This window comes from Collimonas sp. PA-H2 (assembly GCF_002564105.1).
Lineage (GTDB): Bacteria > Pseudomonadota > Gammaproteobacteria > Burkholderiales > Burkholderiaceae_D > Collimonas.
Genome location: NZ_PDBX01000001.1, coordinates 2,490,168 through 2,506,950, shown reverse-complemented (window position 1 = coordinate 2,506,950; position 16,783 = coordinate 2,490,168). Strand labels below are relative to the sequence as shown.

At 62.5% G+C, this 16,783-nt stretch carries 17 protein-coding genes; 8 read left to right on the top strand and 9 right to left on the bottom strand.

From position 1 onward, the window contains the following. Positions 1 to 6: 6 nt before the first annotated feature. Together BCF11_RS11465 and BCF11_RS11460 are read left to right on the top strand one after the other, a co-directional pair. Complete coding sequence (locus BCF11_RS11465; protein WP_098494858.1) at positions 7 to 657, top strand: cytochrome b/b6 domain-containing protein; 651 nt, start codon at positions 7 to 9, stop codon at positions 655 to 657. Beyond that, entirely contained in the window at positions 654 to 1,412 is a 759-nt protein-coding gene (locus tag BCF11_RS11460; protein WP_098494857.1) for a molybdopterin-dependent oxidoreductase, read from the top strand. Before BCF11_RS11465 ends, BCF11_RS11460 begins: the two co-directional genes overlap by 4 nt. A 38-nt stretch (positions 1,413 to 1,450) precedes the next feature. Here the strand turns inward: BCF11_RS11460 and BCF11_RS11455 are convergent, their stop codons facing one another. Then, positions 1,451 to 1,747 (bottom strand): hypothetical protein, encoded by a 297-nt coding sequence (locus tag BCF11_RS11455; protein WP_143751309.1) that lies wholly within the window; start codon positions 1,745 to 1,747, stop codon positions 1,451 to 1,453. A 169-nt stretch (positions 1,748 to 1,916) separates the two neighbouring features. On the opposite strand from BCF11_RS11455, the gene BCF11_RS11450 reads away from it, so the two are divergent. Both BCF11_RS11450 and BCF11_RS11445 read left to right on the top strand, forming a co-directional pair. Then, positions 1,917 to 2,600, top strand: coding sequence for a response regulator (locus BCF11_RS11450; RefSeq protein ID WP_098494855.1), 684 nt, complete (start codon positions 1,917 to 1,919; stop codon positions 2,598 to 2,600). Further along, the gene (locus BCF11_RS11445) at positions 2,597 to 3,985 is read left to right on the top strand and encodes a HAMP domain-containing sensor histidine kinase (RefSeq protein ID WP_098494854.1); all 1,389 of its coding nucleotides are present in this window, start codon (positions 2,597 to 2,599) and stop codon (positions 3,983 to 3,985) included. Before BCF11_RS11450 ends, BCF11_RS11445 begins: the two co-directional genes overlap by 4 nt. A gap of 56 nt (positions 3,986 to 4,041) precedes the next feature. Here the strand turns inward: BCF11_RS11445 and BCF11_RS11440 are convergent, their stop codons facing one another. Continuing rightward, the gene (locus BCF11_RS11440) at positions 4,042 to 4,251 is read right to left on the bottom strand and encodes a hypothetical protein (protein WP_098494853.1); all 210 of its coding nucleotides are present in this window, start codon (positions 4,249 to 4,251) and stop codon (positions 4,042 to 4,044) included. Continuing rightward, on the bottom strand, positions 4,248 to 4,904 hold the full coding sequence (locus BCF11_RS11435) for an epoxyqueuosine reductase QueH (protein WP_098494852.1): 657 nt from the start codon (positions 4,902 to 4,904) through the stop codon (positions 4,248 to 4,250). The genes BCF11_RS11440 and BCF11_RS11435 overlap by 4 nt, the downstream gene beginning before the upstream one ends. Before the next feature lie 272 nt (positions 4,905 to 5,176). On the opposite strand from BCF11_RS11435, the gene BCF11_RS11430 reads away from it, so the two are divergent. Then, on the top strand, positions 5,177 to 6,115 hold the full coding sequence (locus BCF11_RS11430; RefSeq protein WP_158229179.1) for a S1/P1 nuclease: 939 nt from the start codon (positions 5,177 to 5,179) through the stop codon (positions 6,113 to 6,115). Positions 6,116 to 6,178: 63 nt separating this feature from the next. On the opposite strand, the gene BCF11_RS11425 is transcribed toward BCF11_RS11430, so the two are convergent. From BCF11_RS11425 to BCF11_RS11415, 3 genes are all read right to left on the bottom strand, one after another. Next, positions 6,179 to 8,233 carry a M3 family metallopeptidase gene (locus BCF11_RS11425; RefSeq protein WP_233212448.1) on the bottom strand — a complete coding sequence of 685 codons (2,055 nt, stop codon included), beginning with the start codon at positions 8,231 to 8,233 and terminating at the stop codon, positions 6,179 to 6,181. Positions 8,234 to 8,330: 97 nt separating this feature from the next. Next, entirely contained in the window at positions 8,331 to 8,741 is a 411-nt protein-coding gene (locus BCF11_RS11420; protein WP_098494849.1) for a type II toxin-antitoxin system VapC family toxin, read from the bottom strand. Beyond that, positions 8,741 to 8,977, bottom strand: coding sequence for an antitoxin (locus BCF11_RS11415; protein WP_098494848.1), 237 nt, complete (start codon positions 8,975 to 8,977; stop codon positions 8,741 to 8,743). Before BCF11_RS11415 ends, BCF11_RS11420 begins: the two co-directional genes overlap by 1 nt. A gap of 199 nt (positions 8,978 to 9,176) precedes the next feature. Between BCF11_RS11415 and BCF11_RS11410 the strand changes: the two genes are divergently transcribed. After that, positions 9,177 to 9,476, top strand: a complete 300-nt coding sequence (locus BCF11_RS11410) for a hypothetical protein (RefSeq protein WP_143751308.1) — start codon at positions 9,177 to 9,179, stop codon at positions 9,474 to 9,476. A gap of 33 nt (positions 9,477 to 9,509) precedes the next feature. On the opposite strand, the gene BCF11_RS11405 is transcribed toward BCF11_RS11410, so the two are convergent. Further along, on the bottom strand, positions 9,510 to 9,989 hold the full coding sequence (locus BCF11_RS11405) for a nuclear transport factor 2 family protein (protein WP_098494846.1): 480 nt from the start codon (positions 9,987 to 9,989) through the stop codon (positions 9,510 to 9,512). Between the two features lie 114 nt (positions 9,990 to 10,103). Here BCF11_RS11405 and BCF11_RS11400 point away from each other — a divergent pair, with 114 nt between their 5' ends. Next, on the top strand, positions 10,104 to 11,018 hold the full coding sequence (locus BCF11_RS11400; protein ID WP_098494845.1) for a LysR family transcriptional regulator: 915 nt from the start codon (positions 10,104 to 10,106) through the stop codon (positions 11,016 to 11,018). An 80-nt stretch (positions 11,019 to 11,098) separates the two neighbouring features. Continuing rightward, positions 11,099 to 12,286, top strand: a complete 1,188-nt coding sequence (locus BCF11_RS11395) for an MFS transporter (RefSeq protein ID WP_098494844.1) — start codon at positions 11,099 to 11,101, stop codon at positions 12,284 to 12,286. 18 nt (positions 12,287 to 12,304) lie between these two features. Here BCF11_RS11395 and treF read toward each other — a convergent pair whose 3' ends face one another. After that, positions 12,305 to 13,888 carry an alpha,alpha-trehalase TreF gene (gene treF, locus BCF11_RS11390; protein WP_233212447.1) on the bottom strand — a complete coding sequence of 528 codons (1,584 nt, stop codon included), beginning with the start codon at positions 13,886 to 13,888 and terminating at the stop codon, positions 12,305 to 12,307. Between the two features lie 117 nt (positions 13,889 to 14,005). After that, positions 14,006 to 16,774, bottom strand: a complete 2,769-nt coding sequence (locus tag BCF11_RS11385; protein WP_098494842.1) for a nitrate reductase — start codon at positions 16,772 to 16,774, stop codon at positions 14,006 to 14,008. Between the last annotated feature and the right edge of the window lie 9 nt (positions 16,775 to 16,783).

Genomic DNA, 16,783 nt, shown 5'->3' with positions numbered 1-16,783 from the left:
ATGCCCATGACTACCGCTGACAAACCGCGTCGCATCATTCATCCGCTGCTGGTGCGGGTGGCGCACTGGATCAACGCCTTCGCCATCGTCTGCATGGTGATGAGCGGCTGGGCGATCTATAACGCCTCGCCGCTGTTCGGCTTCGATTTCCCGCGCTGGGCCACCCTTGGCGGCTGGCTGGGCGGAGCGATTGCCTGGCACCTGGCGGCGATGTGGCTGCTGGTGGTGAATGGCTTGGTCTATCTTGGCTACGGCCTGCTGGCCGGCCATTTCCGCCGCCACTTCCTGCCGCTGCGGGCGCGCGACCTGCTGCGCGACGTGAAAGATGCGCTGACCTTCAAGCTGGCGCATCAGCCGGGCGTCTACAACGCTGTGCAACGCCTGATGTACATCGCCGTGCTGCTGCTCGGCGTGCTGGTGGTGGCGTCCGGCTTGTCGATCTGGAAGCCGGTGCAGCTGGATAGCTTGGCCGATCTGTTCGGCGGCTACGATATTGCGCGGCGCGTGCACTTTGCGGCGATGGCCGGCATCGTGGCATTTGTGGCGGTGCATCTGGCGCTGGTGCTGATCGTGCCGAGCACGCTGCTACCGATGTTGAGCGGACGGGCGCCGCGCCACTCCGGCAAGAATCTGCCGGAACGGGAGCAGCAAGCATGAGCGGAAAGAAAGATAAATTACCGAAAAACAGTGAACTGCAGCCCGAACTGGTACAGCTGCAGCGCCGCCTGTTCCTGCGCTCCGGCCTGTCGCTGGGCGCGCTGTCACTGCTGTCCGGCTGCAACCTGCAGGATGGCGACCAGGTCGACAAGGTATTGTGGGCAATGTCGCGCTGGAACGACCGCGTGCAGAGCATGCTGTTCCGCCCGAATCACCTGGCGCCGACCTATCCGGCCAGCATGATCACCAAGCCCTTCCCGTTCAACGCTTTCTATGACGCCGACTCGGCGCCGGAAATCGATGGCGACACATATAAACTGGAAGTCTCCGGCCTGGTGCGCGACAAGCGCAGTTGGAACCTGGCGCAGCTGCGGGCGTTGCCGCAGGCGTCGCAGATCACGCGCCATATCTGCATCGAAGGCTGGAGCGCCATCGGCCAGTGGAGCGGTGTGCCGTTCCGTACCTTTCTCGCCCACATCGGCGCGGATACGACTGCAAAATATGTCGGATTCAAATGCGCCGACCGCTATTACTCCAGCATCGACATGGCAACCGCCTTGCATCCGCAGACCATACTGGCGCTGGACTTTGGCCAGGAGCCGCTACCGACCGAATACGGCTATCCGCTGAAACTGCGGGTGCCGACCAAGCTCGGCTTCAAGAATCCCAAGCACATCGCGGCGATCTTCGTCACCAATGAAAATCCCGGCGGCTATTGGGAAGACCAGGGATATAACTGGTTTAGCGGGTCTTAAGATCGATAAACATCTGTTTGAAACCGCATTTCCTTCCCTCAGCGAAAGAGATGCAGCCGACGCGGCTGCGCACAAGGCGCGCTTCGGCTGGCCAGTCCGCTGGCGGGAGCTCTGAAGCCGCTGGCGGGTGACAGCGTAACAGGCCTGCATGCATTTGCTGCCGCCGCCGGCGAAAACTTGTCATTGGCGCCGGCCTTGACTTCATCCGCATGGGCGTTTTTAGCCGCCAGCAAGACCACAACCAGCAACGCCAGCAGCACGCCGATGGACAGCAGGGTATTGGTAATGACGTAGGTATTGCGGGACCGGGCTGGTCGGATATAGCGTTTTTTCATGATCGACTTTCTGGTCAAATTGATATGGCGCACTTCTCAGCCATATGAGAATGGTCAAACCAGCAGTATCCTTGAACGAAATGAAGAAAACATGAGTCATTCATGAACGTTTCCTGAAGACGCGGGCTCTTCAGCTTTTCTTCACGTTAAGGTGCTTAAATACCAAGCTATGAAAATATTGCTGATTGAAGATGACCTGGACCTGGGCAACGGCGTGCGCATCGCCCTCTCCGACCAGGGCATGGACGTGGTCTGGGTGCGCCAGCTGGCGGATGCGGTGCGCGCCCTGGAATCCGACACCTGCGACCTGGTGCTGCTGGATCTCGGCCTGCCGGACGGCGACGGCCTGAGCCTGCTGACGCGCCTGCGGCGCGAAAAGAACGCCCTGCCGGTGATTATCCTGAGCGCCCGCGACGCCATCAACGACCGCTTGCTGGGCCTCGACACCGGCGCCGACGATTACCTGGTCAAGCCATTTGTGCTGGTCGAGCTGCTATCGCGGGTGCGCGCCCTGGCCCGGCGCAGCTACGGCTTCGACGGCGAAACCCTGGATTTGCGCGGCCTGTCGCTGCATGCGCCGACCCGCCGCGTCACCGTGCAGGAGCGGCCGGTGGAACTGACCGCCAGCGAATACGCCTTGCTCAGCACCCTGCTGATCCGCGCCGACCGCGTGGTGACGCGCCGCATCCTGGAGGAACTGGCGCTGCCCGGCGGCCAGGGCAACGCCAGCAATACCCTGGACGTGCACATGGCTAATCTGCGCCGCAAGATAGGCGACGGCTATATCCGCACCGTGCGCGGCGTCGGCTTTGTGATAGACCTGCAGGCGCCGGCCCGCAGCATCCGCAAATGATGCTGCACTGGTGGAGCTGGCTGCTGCGGCCGACCCTGGTGCGGCGCCTGCTGCTGGCCCAGATGCTGCTGCTGACAGTGCTGTGGAGCCTGTTCATCGGCTACGCCATATTCGAGACCAGCCGGGCGCCCGGCCCGATCAACCTGGACCGCACCTACGAGGCCATCTTCGGCGTCGCCGAAAACCTGGCGGATAATCCGGAGCGCCAGTTCAAGGTGTTGCACATGATCGACCTGGCGGTGCGCGAAGGCTACGGCATCGGCGGCGATACGCCGAAACTGTCGCCCAGCATCCGGGTGCGGCAAGGAGAGCGGCTGATCTACCAGTCCGAGGACATCCCGGGCGGGATTCATAACAGCCGCCTCGACGATGCGGAAACCATCTACGCCAACGGCGTGCGCTGGCGCGCCCGTACTTTGCAGTCGCCGCACTCGGATACGCGCGTCACCATCATCGTGCCGGCAGACGCCATAGACATGCTGGTCGACATGAATTCGCGCGGCTATTATTCTCTGCCCTTGCTGATCAGCCTGCCGTTCCTGCTGCTGCCGGCGTGGCTGTCGATCCGCGTGGCGCTGCGGCCCTGGAGCCGGATTGCGCGCGAGGTGGCCGCCCGCGGCCCGCACAACCTGGCGCCTTTGGGCTTCAAGCCCAAGCATCTGGAGCTGAGTTCGATGGTCGACCGCATCAACGGCCTGCTGTTGCGCATCAGCGAAAGCGTGGCGCGCGAACGCAACTTCATCGCCGACGCCGCCCATGAGCTGCGCACGCCGCTGGCCGCCATGCGCGTCAACGCGGAAGCGCTGCAAAGCCAGGCCGGCGACAGCCAGCAACAGCAGCTCCTGGCCGGTATACTGAGCAGCAGCAACCGCGCCACCCGCCTGGTCAGCCAGTTGCTGCTGCTGGTGCGCAGCGACGCTACCGCCAGCGTCGCGCTGGACCGGCTGGCGATGGATACGCTGGTGCAGGACCGGCTAGCGATCCTGTCGGCGCTGGCCATGGTGCGGCACATCGAACTGGAACTAGCGTCGGAAGGCGAGTTCTTCATCCTGGGACATCGTGAAAGCCTGGTGTCGCTGATCGACAATCTGGTCGACAACGCCATCAAATACAGTCCGCCGGGCGGCATCGTGACGGTCGGCTTGCACCGTGACCGGGACGAGGTAGTATTCAGCGTGGCGGATCAGGGGCCAGGAATCGCACCGGCTCTGCGCGAGCGCGTATTCGACCGCTTTTTCCGCAATCCCGACCAGACCCAGAGCGGCAGCGGGCTGGGGTTGGCGATCGCCAGGTCCGTGGTGCTCCAGCACGGCGGCCAGATCCAGCTGCATGCGGCCGGCGACGAACAAGGCTTGCTGGTGGAGGTCAGATTTCCGCTGGCCTAGCTGACCATAGAATCATGCAATCCAAACCCGGGGTTGAGCAAATTACCGCGAGAGCTTTATTCGCCGCGCTCGCTGCAGCACGGGCAGCCATGGTGTCCGCTCATCAGATGCGGCGGCGAGGCTTCTTCATCCTGCGCCACGCTGCGCATGAATTCGGCCAGCTGCTTTTCCATGCTGGCCAGCAGTTCGGCGCTGGCCTGCGGCTGGACCAGCTTGTCATCGCTACCGGCGGCAAGCCAATGGCGGGCGGTGTGCTTGGTCGTCATTTCTGTTCTTCCGGCTGGCCGTAATACTTCTCGCAAATCTTGATGCGTTCGCGCCCCTGGTCCTTGCGCCAGCGGTTGCTGTCGCGTAGCGAGTAGACGCAGCCGCAATATTCCTGCTGGTAGAAATTCTCGCGCTTGGAGATTTCGATCATGCGCGCCGAGCCTCCCTGCTTGCGCCAGTTGTAATCCCAGTAAGTGATGCCGGGATAATGCGCCGCCGCGCGGGCGCCGCAATCGTTGATCTGCTCCATGTTCTTCCAGCGTGAAATTCCCAGCGAACTGCTGATCACCGGAAAGCCGTGCTCATGCGCGTACAGCGCGCTGCGTTCAAAGCGCATGTCGAAACACATGGTGCAGCGCTTGCCGCGTTCCGGCTCGTTTTCCATGCCTTGGGCGCGGGCAAACCAGTTGTCCAGATCGTAGTCGGCATCGACGAAGGGGACGCCGTGCTGTTCGGCGAAACGGATGTTTTCATTCTTGCGCAGTTCGTATTCGCGCTGCGGATGGATGTTCGGATTGTAGAAATAGATGGAAAAATCGATTTCGCTGGCCAGCAAGGCTTCCATCACCTCGCCCGAGCAAGGCGCGCAGCAAGAATGCAATAGCAGTTTATTGTGGCCGCCCGGCAGGACGAGCTTCTGGCGTTGGGTCATGAGGGAGTACCTGAAGAAGTGCGCCGGCTGGAGGTAACACTCGGACCGCGGCGCTAATCGTTCAGTCTCTTGCTTACGGCCAGCTGCGTCAAGCGACAAACTCTCAAGTTTGCATGAGCGGAATTCATTCAGCCCTAGTGACTAGCCACCTGTCAGTACTGGCAGGTAGCGCTACAAATGACATGCTGCGGTCATAAATGCGGCATATATTCGGGCGGCAAATAGTGCAACAAAGAAACTTTCTTATCTTTCCCTTCCTGAATGGAGTCTCCATGAAACTGAATCGTCAGCTGTTCCTCACCTTTATCGGCAGCGTGGCATGCGCCGCGCCTTTGATGCTGGCCAGCCAAAGCGCACTGGCCTGGGGTGATGAAGGACATATGGTGGTCGGCCTGATTGCCAACAACTACCTGACCGACAACGTCCGCTCGCAGGTCGACGCCATCCTGGCCAACGACAGCAGCGGCCTGACCGCCGGCGACATCGCCTCGGAAGCGACTTGGGCCGACAAGTACCGCAATTCACATCGCGAAACCGCCGCCTGGCATTTTGTCGATACCGAGATCAGCGACGGCGACATCGACGCCGCCTGCTTCGGCCATCCGAGCCTGCCCGCCAATACCCCGGCATCGGGCGGCGTGGCGCAGGATTGCGTGGTCGACAAGGTCGATCAGTTCGCGCTCGAATTGCGTGATCCGAACACCGATCCTGCCGAACGCTTGCTGGCGCTGCAGTTCCTGCTGCACTTCGTCGGCGACATGCACCAGCCGCTGCACTCCAGCGACTCCCACGACCGCGGCGGCAACGACGAAACGGTGTCCGCCACCGGCATCGCCGCCGGCAAGCTGCACGCTTACTGGGATACGGCATTCGTGAACAAGCTGGGCACCGACCAGAACAAGGTGGCGTCGGCATTGATCGCCAAGATCAGCAAGGCCCAGATCGCGCAATGGCAGCAGCAGACGCCGCGCGACTGGTCGCTGGAAGCCTTCGACCTGGCCCGCACCGACGCATACGGCAAGCTGCCGACGCCTGGATCCACCGGCAAGTACAAGCTGCCGGCCAGCTATGTCAGCAACGCCACCAGCGTGGTTGCCTTGCAGCTGAGCCGTGCCGGCGTGCGTCTGGCGAAAATTCTGAATGACGCCTTGGATGGCAATGCCGTTTCCGGCGCATCGATATTCGTCTCGCCATTTGGCGAGAAAAAATAAGCGGTTGTGGTTCAACCCTGAGCGCCTGGTCTTGCCGGCGCTCAGGATTCAGGGCTTACTCGGCTAGATCAATCCGCGCTTCGCCAGCATCGGCTCGACCTTCGGATCGCGGCCGCGGAAGGCGCGGAACGCCAGCGCCGGATCCTGTTTGTTGCCGGAGCTGTAGATATGCTTTTGCAAGCGCTCGGCAATCGCCGGCTGGAACGGATCGCCCGCTTCGGTGAAAGCATCGTAGGCGTCGGCATCCAGCACTTCGGCCCACATGTAGACGTAGTAGCCCGCGGCGTAGTCGGAACCGGCGAACAGATGCTGGAAATGGCTCAGGTAGTGGCGCTGGCCGATGTCCTGCGGGATGCCCAGCAGTTCGCATTGCTGCGCTTCAAAAGCCGCCATGTCGACCGCGCTGCCGTTCGGCAGCGAATGCAGCGCCATGTCGATCAGCGCCGGGCCGGCATACATGATGGTGGCCCAGGCCTGGTCGAACTGGCGCGCGCGCTTGAGCTTTTCCAGCAGCGCTGACGGGATCGCCGCGCCAGTCTGATAGTGCCGCGCATGCTGCTTGAGCACCACTTCCTCTTCTGCCCAGTTCTCGAAGATCTGCGACGGCAGCTCGACGTAATCCTGCAATACCTGGGTGCCGGCCAGGCGTTCGTACTTCACCTGCGACAGCAGGCCGTGCAAGCCGTGGCCGAATTCGTGGAACAGGGTGCGCACGTCGTCGAAACTCAGCAACGCGCTCTCGCCCTTGGCGGCCTTGGCGAAATTGTTATTGTTGATGACGATCGGCAGGGTGCCGCCGTCATGGCCGGACTGGTTGCGGAAGACATGCATCCAGGCGCCGCTGCGCTTGCTGGCGCGGGCGAAGTTGTCGCCGATGAAGAGTCCGATCAGGACATCTTCGCGATTGCGCACTTGCCACAGGCGGGCGTCCGCATGATGCAGGGCGACGCCGTGCTGCTCGACAAAGCTGATTCCGAACAGACGATGAGCGCAGTCGAACATGGCGCCTATCATGTTGTCCAGCGCGAAGTAGGGTTTCAGTTCGGCGTCGTCCAGGTCGTAGCGCGCCTGGCGCACTTTCTCGGCCAGGTAGCGCCAGTCCCAGGCCGCGATCGGCGTCGGCTGGCCCAGGTTGCGCGCCATCTCGGTCAGGGCGATACGGTCCTGTTCCGCCTTGGCCTTGGCCGGTTCCCAGACCTTGCCCAGCAGGGCGGATACCGCTTCCGGCTTGCCGGCCATGCGGTCGATCAGCTGGTAATCGGCATAGGTGGCGTAGCCGTGCAGTTGCGCCTGCTCCTGGCGCAAGGCCATGATCTCGGCGGCGACCGGGCGATTGTCATGGCTGCCGGCGTGGGCGCCGCGGGCGACGCGGCCGCGCCAGACCGCTTCGCGCAAATCGCGGCGGTCGGAGAAAGTGAGGAAGGGTTCGGCCAGCGAGGGCGACAGGGTCATTACATGGCTGCCTTCCGGCAGGCCGCGCTGCTGCGCCGCCGCCTGCGCCGAAGCGCGCAGGAACGGCGGCAGTCCGGCCAGCGCCGCTTCGTCTTCCAGCGCCAGCACAAAGCCGGATTCATCGGCCAGGACGTTTTGCGTAAACTGCGTGCTCAGCGCCGCCAGCCTTTCCGTCACTGCGCTGTAGCGAGCGCGCGATTGCGGCGGCAGGTTGGCGCCGGCGCGCACAAAGTCCAGGTGCACCCGTTCCAGCAAACGCAGCTGCACCGGATCCAGGTCCAGGCGGGCGCGTTCGGCGTACAAGGCGTCGATACGGGCAAACAGGCCGGCATGCAGGTAAATGGCATTCTTGTGCGCGGCCAGCCTGGGCGCCAGTTCGATCTCGGCTGCCTGCAAGGCGGGCGAGGTTTCGCTCGCGGTCAGGTTCTCGAACAGCAGGCTGATGCGGCTGTTGAGCCGGCCCGACTGATCGAAAGCGGCCAGCGTGTTGGCAAAATTAGGAGCCGCCGTTTGTGCGGCGATGGCATCGATCTCGGCCAGGTGGGCCGGCAATGCAATTTCAAACGCGGGGACGAAATGTTCGGCCTTGACCTGATCGAAAGGCGGCAAGCCGTAAGGGGTATTCCAGTCTTGCAACAGCGGATTGGCGGCGTGAATGTCTGACATGGCGAATAGCATCCTGGCTAATGGTGAGGAAGCTATTGTATGCCGGACGGTTTTTTTCGGCGCAGGGATATTTTCGATGCTGCGCCATCCAGCCCTCTCAGCCGGCGCCGGACGCGATCCAGTTCTCGATTTTCACGCCCGGATAGACGGCGAAATCCCGTTCGTTATTGGTCACCAGCACCACATCCAGCGATACCGCATGCGCTGCGATCAGTTTGTCGAGATGGTCTTTCCTGCGCTCGCGCGTCGCCTCCCGGATCGGGCCGTAGGCGCTGGCCGCGGCGCAGTCGAAGGGCGCTACCGGAATGTCCTCTGCCAGCGCCGCCAGGTGTTGCCGTTCGCGGACGGGATTCGCCGACGCCGCGACGCCATATTCCAGTTCGGCGAAAGTAATCGCCGACATCACGACATCGCCCACAAAACACGCGGCAAAGCGCTCAGCCACTTGCCGCGGCTGGTTTTTCATCAGGTAGATACACATATTGGTGTCGAGCATGTAGCGCGCCATCAGAGGACCTCGCGCTCTTCCTGTTCTTGCTCGCCGCGGCCGGCTGCCATGAAATCGGCGCCGAAACTGGAAAACTTCTTGAGCACGCCGGCCAGGGGACGGCCTGCCGGACGGATCCGCAATTCGTCGCCGACCCGCTCGATCTGAAACTCGATATCGGTGCGCGCATAGGCCAGCTCGGCCGGAATCCGGATCGCCTGGGAATTGCCGTTCTTGAAGACCTTGGTGGTGTGCATGTCAAACGGTGCTTGAGGAAAGTACGGTAAGTACATATTAGACGCCTCCCGAGGAAATGTAAATACACGTGTGTACATAATATTTCATGCACATCCAAATATTCATTGGAAATGTGTATTTACACAATAAGCGTCTTCTTGTTTTGAATTATACTGTACGTATATACAGTTAATTTTGTGCAGAGGGAATCTTATGCAGGTGGTCGGAAGATCGGAACTTGACGCCATTACTGAAGGATTGAAAGCGACCATCGCCCGCATCGTGCTCGTTCATCGCAGCGCCGGGGCGGACTTGACCTGGTCGCTGATGCACCGGATTGAAAGCGAAGCGATGCGCGCCATGGAACAGTCCGGCAACTTCGACCTGAGCCACCTCAACACGCTGCGCGCCTACCCCACGGCTTATCCGCGCACCGACGACCTGGTCAATTTCGGCAACGCGACCACGCTGCCGATCGCGCTCTCCCTGATCTACCGGGAATTCAGAAGGTCGCACTAGCGGGTTACGCAATGAGCGCACCCGCCCGTCATCTTACAAGCCAAGCTCGCTCAGGCCCGGATGGTCGTCCGGACGGCGCCCCAGGGGCCAGTGGTACTTGCGCTCCGATTCCTTGATCGGCAGGTCGTTGATGCTGGCATAGCGCCGGTGCATCAGGCCGTGTTCATCGAACTCCCAATTCTCGTTGCCGTAAGAGCGGAACCAGTTGCCGGCGGCATCGTGGCATTCATAGGCAAAGCGCACCGCAATCCGGTTGCCGTCGAACGCCCAGAGTTCCTTGATCAGGCGGTAATCCAGCTCGCGCTCCCACTTGCGGGCCAGGAATTGCACGATCTGCTCGCGCCCCTGGGGAAATTCGGAACGGTTGCGCCAGATGGTGTCGACGGTATACGCCAGCGACACACGCTGCGGATCGCGGCTGTTCCAGCCGTCTTCCGCCATCCTCACTTTCTGGATCGCGGTTTCACGGGTGAATGGAGGAAATGGCGGACGGGCTTCGCTGGCTTGACTCATGGCAGTACTCCTGGAACGGTGGAAAAAAGGCTGTTGCCACACTTTACAAAATTCCACTGAATTAAAGAATAATCATAGAATACAATTCATTCTTCCTTTAAATGGAATTCAAGCATGGACCGGTTTCATCTGATGAGCGTATTCGTGGCGGTAGCGGAGGAACAGAGCTTCGCCGCCGCGGCGCGCCGCCTGCAGATGTCGCCGCCGGCCGTCACCCGCGCCGTATCGGCGCTGGAAGAACGGCTCGGGGTCAAGCTGCTGAACCGCACCACGCGCTACGTGCGCAGCACCGATGCCGGCCTGCGTTACCTGGAAGACGCGCGCCGCATCATGGCTGAAGCCGACGAAGCCGATGAGGCTGCGGCCGGCGTCAATGCCGAGCCGCGCGGCCAGCTGACGGTGACAGCGCCGGTGCTGTTCGGACGCATGTTCGTGATGCCGACTATGGTCGACTACCTGCAGCGCTTTCCGGCGATGGCGGTGTCGGCCTTGTTCGTCGACCGCGTGGTCAACCTGCTGGAAGAAGGCATAGACGTCGGCATCCGCATCGGCGAACTGGCCGACTCGAGCATGAAAGCAATCCAGGTCGGACAGGTCAGCCGGGTAGTATGCGCGGCGCCGGCCTATCTGGCGGCGCATGGCGCGCCGGCCACGCCTGAGGAATTGGCCGGGCATGCGGTGATCGCTTCGACCGGCGTCGCCGCCGACAGCGAATGGCGCTTCATGAGCAAGCACAAAAGCGCCGGCGGCAAGCTCAGCAGCGTGAAAATCCAGCCGCGCATGACGGTCAGCAGCAACGACGCCGCCATCGAAGCGGCCTTGCGCGGCTTCGGCGTGACGCGCCTGCTGTCCTACCAGATCGCACCCTATCTCGATTCCGGCCAGCTGCAGATCGTGCTGGCCGAGCACCAGCCGGCCTGCGTGCCTATCCACGTGCTGCACCGCGAAGGGCGGCTGGCCTCGGCCAAGGTCAGGCGCTTCGTCGATCTGCTGGTGGAGAGCCTGCGCGCCAACAAGGCGCTGCGCTGAGGGCAGAAATCATTGCAGCGCAGCAGCCGATGCCGATAAGGGCTACAGTGTCGGCTTGCAATTTTTAAGGCTGTTCAAACATGTCACAAGCCCAATCCACCAAACTCAGCGCCAGCCTGGTGATCATGATGTCGGTCGCCACCGGTGTCGCGGTGGCCAGCAACTATTACGCGCAGCCGCTGCTGCACACCATCGCCGCCCGTTTCGGCATTTCCAACGGCAGCGCCGGCCTGATCGTCACCGTGGCCCAGCTCGGCTATGCGCTCGGCCTGATGCTGCTGGTGCCGCTGGCCGATATGCTGGAACGCAAGAAACTGATCGTCATCATGAGCCTGCTGTCGGCCTGCGGCCTGCTGATCACGGCCACCGCGCAAAGCCTGGTGTTCGTCCTCATCGGCACCGCCCTGACCGGCTTGTTCTCGGTAGTGTCGCAGGTGCTGGTGCCGTTTGCCGCGACCCTGGCGGCGCCGCATGAACGCGGCAAGGTGGTAGGCCATGTAATGACCGGCCTGCTGCTGGGCATCCTGCTGGCGCGCACCGTGGCCGGCTATCTGTCGGCCTGGGGCGGCTGGCAAACCGTGTACTGGTTCGGCGCCGCTCTGATGACCGTCACCGCGATCGTGCTGGCGCGCGCGCTGCCGCGCCATCATCCGACCCAGAGCCTGAGCTATCCGCGCCTGCTGGCGTCGATCCTGACCTTGTTCGTGGCAGAGCCGGTGCTGCGCATACGCGCCTTGCTGGGAGCGATCATCTTCGCCGTCTTCAGCGTGCTGTGGACCTCGATTTCCTTCCTGCTGGCGGCCGAACCTTTCCACTATTCCGACGGCACCATCGGCTTGTTCGGCCTGGTCGGCGCCGCCGGCGCCATGGCCGCCTCGCATGCCGGACGACTGGCCGACCGCGGCCATGCCGGCCGTTCCACCACCATCGGACTGGCGCTGCTGCTGCTGTCCTGGCTGCCGCTGGTGTTCGCCAAGAGCTCGCTGATCGGACTGCTGTTCGGCATCCTGCTGCTGGACCTGATGGTGCAGGCGATCCACGTCACCAACCTGAGCGTGATCAATCATCTGCATCCCGATTCCCGCAACCGCCTGACCGCCGGCTACATGACCTGCTACTTCATCGGCGGCGCCTGCGGTTCGCTGCTGTCGACCGCGATGTACGGCCACTCCGGCTGGTTGGGCGTATCGATGACGGGCGCGGGATTAAGCGCAGCCGGCCTGGCCGTCTGGTGGCTGGCCGAACGCAATGACAAGCAAGCTGCCTGAACCTTGACGAACCGTCTCTTAGGGACGGTTCAGTTCAGGATACAAGGTCATCAGCTGCATCGCCACGCCGTTGGTCCAGCCGAAGCCATCCTGCAAGGCGTATTCGCCGCCGCCGGCTTCGGCAGCGCTGCCGGCCACATCGTATTTCTCCACCAGCTTGCCGCTGCCGGCGTAGACCTGCTGCACCTTGCTCATCCAGCGCGTGGCGATGTCGCGCGCCAGGGTGTGCAAGCCGTAACGGTTCAAGCCGTCCACCGCGATCCATTGCAGCGGCGCCCAGCCGTTGGGCGCATCCCATTGCTGGCCGCTGCCGAGCGGCGTCGTGACGATGCCATACGGTTTCAGCAATTCCTTGCCAGCCCACTGTGCTACGCGCGTTGCCTGCGCGGGTTCGGCGATGCCGGTGAACAAAGGGTAGAAAGTAGCGGCGCCAGGGCGCGCGGTCGATTGCCGCTTGCGCCATTGGTAGTCGACATAATGCCCGCCGGCCTCATCCCACATGTACTTTTGCACGGCCACGAGACGGCGTTCCGCGCGCTGGCTGAAATCGCTGCTGCAGGCAAGGTCGCGCACCCGCTCGCAGCCGAGACGGATCGCATTTTCCAGGCCGTACAGCAAACTGTTCAGGTCGACCGGCAGGATGGCGGTGGTCTCGATAGTGGCCAGCGTCTTGCCGTCGGCGAACCAGCGGCTGCTGAAATCCCAGCCGCTTTCAGCGCCGGCGCGCACATCGCGGTAAATCTCGGCAGCCTGGCGGCGGCTGTTGCGGGCAAGTTCGACGTCCTCGGTATACGATTCGTCGCGCGGCACGGCGCGGTCGTCGTAGTAGCGGTTCAGCACACTGCCGTCGGCCAGCGCCACTACTCGCCGGTATGCCGTGCCGGGCTTGAGGCCACGTTCGCCATCCATCCAGAAACCGTACTCGCGCCGCAGCTGCGGCAGGTAACGCGCATAGGCGGCGGCTTCGTCCTGGGTCGACAGCAGGCCGACCATCTTGAAATAGAACGGCGGCTGCGAACGGCTCAGGTAATAGCTGCGGTTGCCGTTCGGGACATGGCCGTAGCGGCCGATCAGACTGGCGAAATTATCCACCATCGCGCGTATCAGCTGCGGTTTGCCGTTTTGCAGCAGCCCCAGCATGGTGAAATAGGAATCCCAGTAATACACCTCGCGGAAGCGCCCGCCCGGAACCACATAGGGTTGCGGCAAAGGCAGCAGCGAAGAGGCCGCCTTTGGCTTCCCAGGCTGCTGGGTCAGGTGCGGCCATAGGCCGGCTATATGCTGCTGCAGCGATTGGGAGCGGTCGCTGACGTAGGCATCCGGATTGTCTTCAGGCAGATCGAAATGCTGCCGGATAAAATCGGCCAGCGTGAAACCGGGGCTATCCTTGATTCGTTTGTATTCCGCCTCGATGGCGGCAGGCCGGCTTTTCGGCAAGGCGTCGACAAAGGTTTTTCCATCCTTGAAGAGCTGGCCCATCTGCACCGCGGCGAACAGCTGCGGATACAACTCGGAGGGCGGGGCCGGATATGCAGCGATATTGCTGACGGCCTCGGCTGCCGCCGGCGCGCTGCCAAGAACGAAGCTGGCCGCAACTGCCATCGCGATCCAGCGAGAACGGTAACTACGCGGTAAGGCAAAAGAGCAAGTCATGTCGCGTTTCCATTATCTCTAGTCAAGACAAAGACAATGGTAACTTAGTCAGGCAAGCCGTCCTGCTTATGACGCCTCTTCAACCAGGATTTCCGACAACAACTTCTTGATTTCAGGGACGCAAGAGCCGCAATTGCCGCCGGCCTTCAGGCAGTCGGTGACCTGCGCCACGGTCGTCAGACCCTGCTTGCGCACCGCATCGCAGATGGTGTTGCGGCCGACCGAAAAACAGGAACACACGGTCGGCCCGGTATCGGCGCCCTTGGCGATAGGCTGGCCGATCAGCAAACCGACGCGGTCGGCGTCTTCCAGCTGCTCCTTGAGGAACAGGCTGGCCAGCCAGGTGCGCGAAGGCAGGTCCGGGCGCGGCGACAGGAACACGCAAGCATCGATACGATCGTCCACCACATGCACGGCGCGATAGATGCCGGCGCTGCCATCCTGGTATTCCAGCCAGTCGGCGTCGGCGGCATCGACTCCCAGCAGCCTGGCGGCCCAGGCGCCATGATCGGCGATCGGACTGCGCCCGGCCAGCTCGTAACGATGAAAGCTACGCCCCTGGATCCGCGTCCAATGCGTGACATCATCCAGCGCCGGCTGCGCGCGGCTCAGCACGAAGCCATACCAGGCCACTGCGAATTCCTCGACCCGCACCGGCGTGTGCTTGAATTCCGGCTCGCCGGAAACCGGATCGACCACTGGATTGACCAACGCCCCGACCCGCGCATCCGAAGCTGACTGCCGGTTCCAATGAATAGGCACGAACAGGCTGCCGCGGGCAATGCCGCCGCCGTGCTGCACCTTGGCCACCATCTCGCCCCACTGGCTGCTCACACGCGCCAGCATGCCTTCACGCACGCCGTACAGCAGGGCATCCTGCGGATGCATGTCGACGAACGATTCCGGCACGTGGTCGGCCAGCCTGGGCGACTTGCCGGTGCGCGTCATGGTGTGCCACTGGTCGCGCACGCGGCCGGTGTTGAGGCTGAGCGGATAGTCGCTGCTGGTGGCGTGTTGCGGCGCGCGGGGTGGGGTGGCGATGAAGCGCGCCTTGCCGTCGGCATGGGCGAAGCGCCCGTCGGCAAACAAGCGCGCCGTGCCTTGTCTTTCTCCAGCGGCGTTAGCCGGCAGCGGCCATTGGACCGGCTGCATGGCGTCGAACTGCGCCTGGTCCATACCGCGCAAGCCGCTCAGGTTGAACACGCGATGTGGGCCATCGCCGCTGCCGCCGTTATCGCCATTACCGCCGTTACGATAGGCGCTAAGGCCGGCGTGCTCATCGAATACCTGATGCGCCGAACTGAAATCGAAACCGTCATAACCCATGCGCTGCGCCACCTGGCAAATGATGCGCCAGTCGGCCCGCCCTTCACCGGGCGCCGGCAGGAAGGCGCGCTGGCGCGAGATGCGGCGTTCCGAGCTGGTCACCGTGCCATCCTTTTCACCCCAGCCGAGGGCCGGCAGCAAGACATGGGCAAAGGCATTGGTGTCGGTCTTTTCGATGATGTCGGAGATCACCACCAGTTCGCATTTTTTCAGTGCGCGCTGGACCTGGTCGGCGTCCGGCAGGCTGACCACCGGATTGGTGGCCATGATCCAGACCGCCTTGACGCGTCCGGCTTCGATCGCCTGGAACAAGTCCACCGCTTTCAGGCCGGGCCGCTCGGCCATCCGCGGCGACTGCCAGAAGGTCTGCACAGTCGCGCGATGTTGCGGGTTGTCCAGCTCCATGTGCGCCGCCAGCATATTTGCCAGGCCGCCAACCTCGCGCCCGCCCATGGCGTTGGGCTGGCCGGTGATCGAGAACGGTCCCATGCCGGGCTTGCCTATGCGCCCCGTCAGCAGATGGCAGTTGATGATGCTGTTGACCTTGTCGGTGCCGGAGGAGGATTGATTGACCCCTTGCGAGAAGGCGCTGACGACTTTTTCATTATCGGCAAACCATTGATAGAAGGTCAGCAGGTCTTGCGGATCGAGCTTGCAGATCTTCGCCACCGCAGCCAGGTCGGCACAATCGGCCTCAGCCACTTCCAAGGCGGCAGCCATGCCGTTGGTGTGCTCCGCAACGAAGCCTTTATCTAGCGCGCCGTTACGCGCCAGGAAACTGAGCAAGCCGTTGAACAGCCAGACATCGCTGCCGGCCTTCAGCGGCAGATGCAGGTCGGCCAGTTCGCAGGTGGCGGTACGGCGCGGATCGATCACCACCAGCTTCATCTGCGGCCGCGTTTCCCTGATCTTGGCGATGCGCTGGAACAGGATAGGATGACACCAGGCGGTGTTGGATCCGACCAGCACCACCAGGTCGGCCAGTTCCAGGTCTTCATAGCACACCGGCACCAGGTCGGCGCCGAAAGCGCGCTTGTGGCCGGCCACCGCGGACGACATGCACAGCCGCGAATTGGTATCGATATTGGCGCTGCCGATATAGCCCTTCATCAGCTTGTTGGCGACGTAGTAGTCTTCCGTCAGCAACTGGCCCGAGACATACAGCGCCACCGAATCCGGACCATGCTGTTCGATGATCTGCCGGAAGCCATGCGCCACCTTGTCCAGCGCGGCATCCCAGGATACCCGTTGCATGGATTGCTGGTCATCGCTGCGCATTTGCGGATATAGCAAGCGCCCGTCCAGCGCCACCGTCTCTCCCAGCGCCGAGCCTTTGACGCATAGCCGCCCCAGGTTAGAGGCATGCGTTTCATCGCCGGCGATGTCGACCTGGCCATCGCCATTGACCGTAGCACGTACCCCGCAACCGACGCCGCAATACGGACAAGTAGTCAACGTACCGGCTAACTTGGCGGCCGGTTGCAACGGAAAACTCTGGGACATATTCATGCCGGCTCC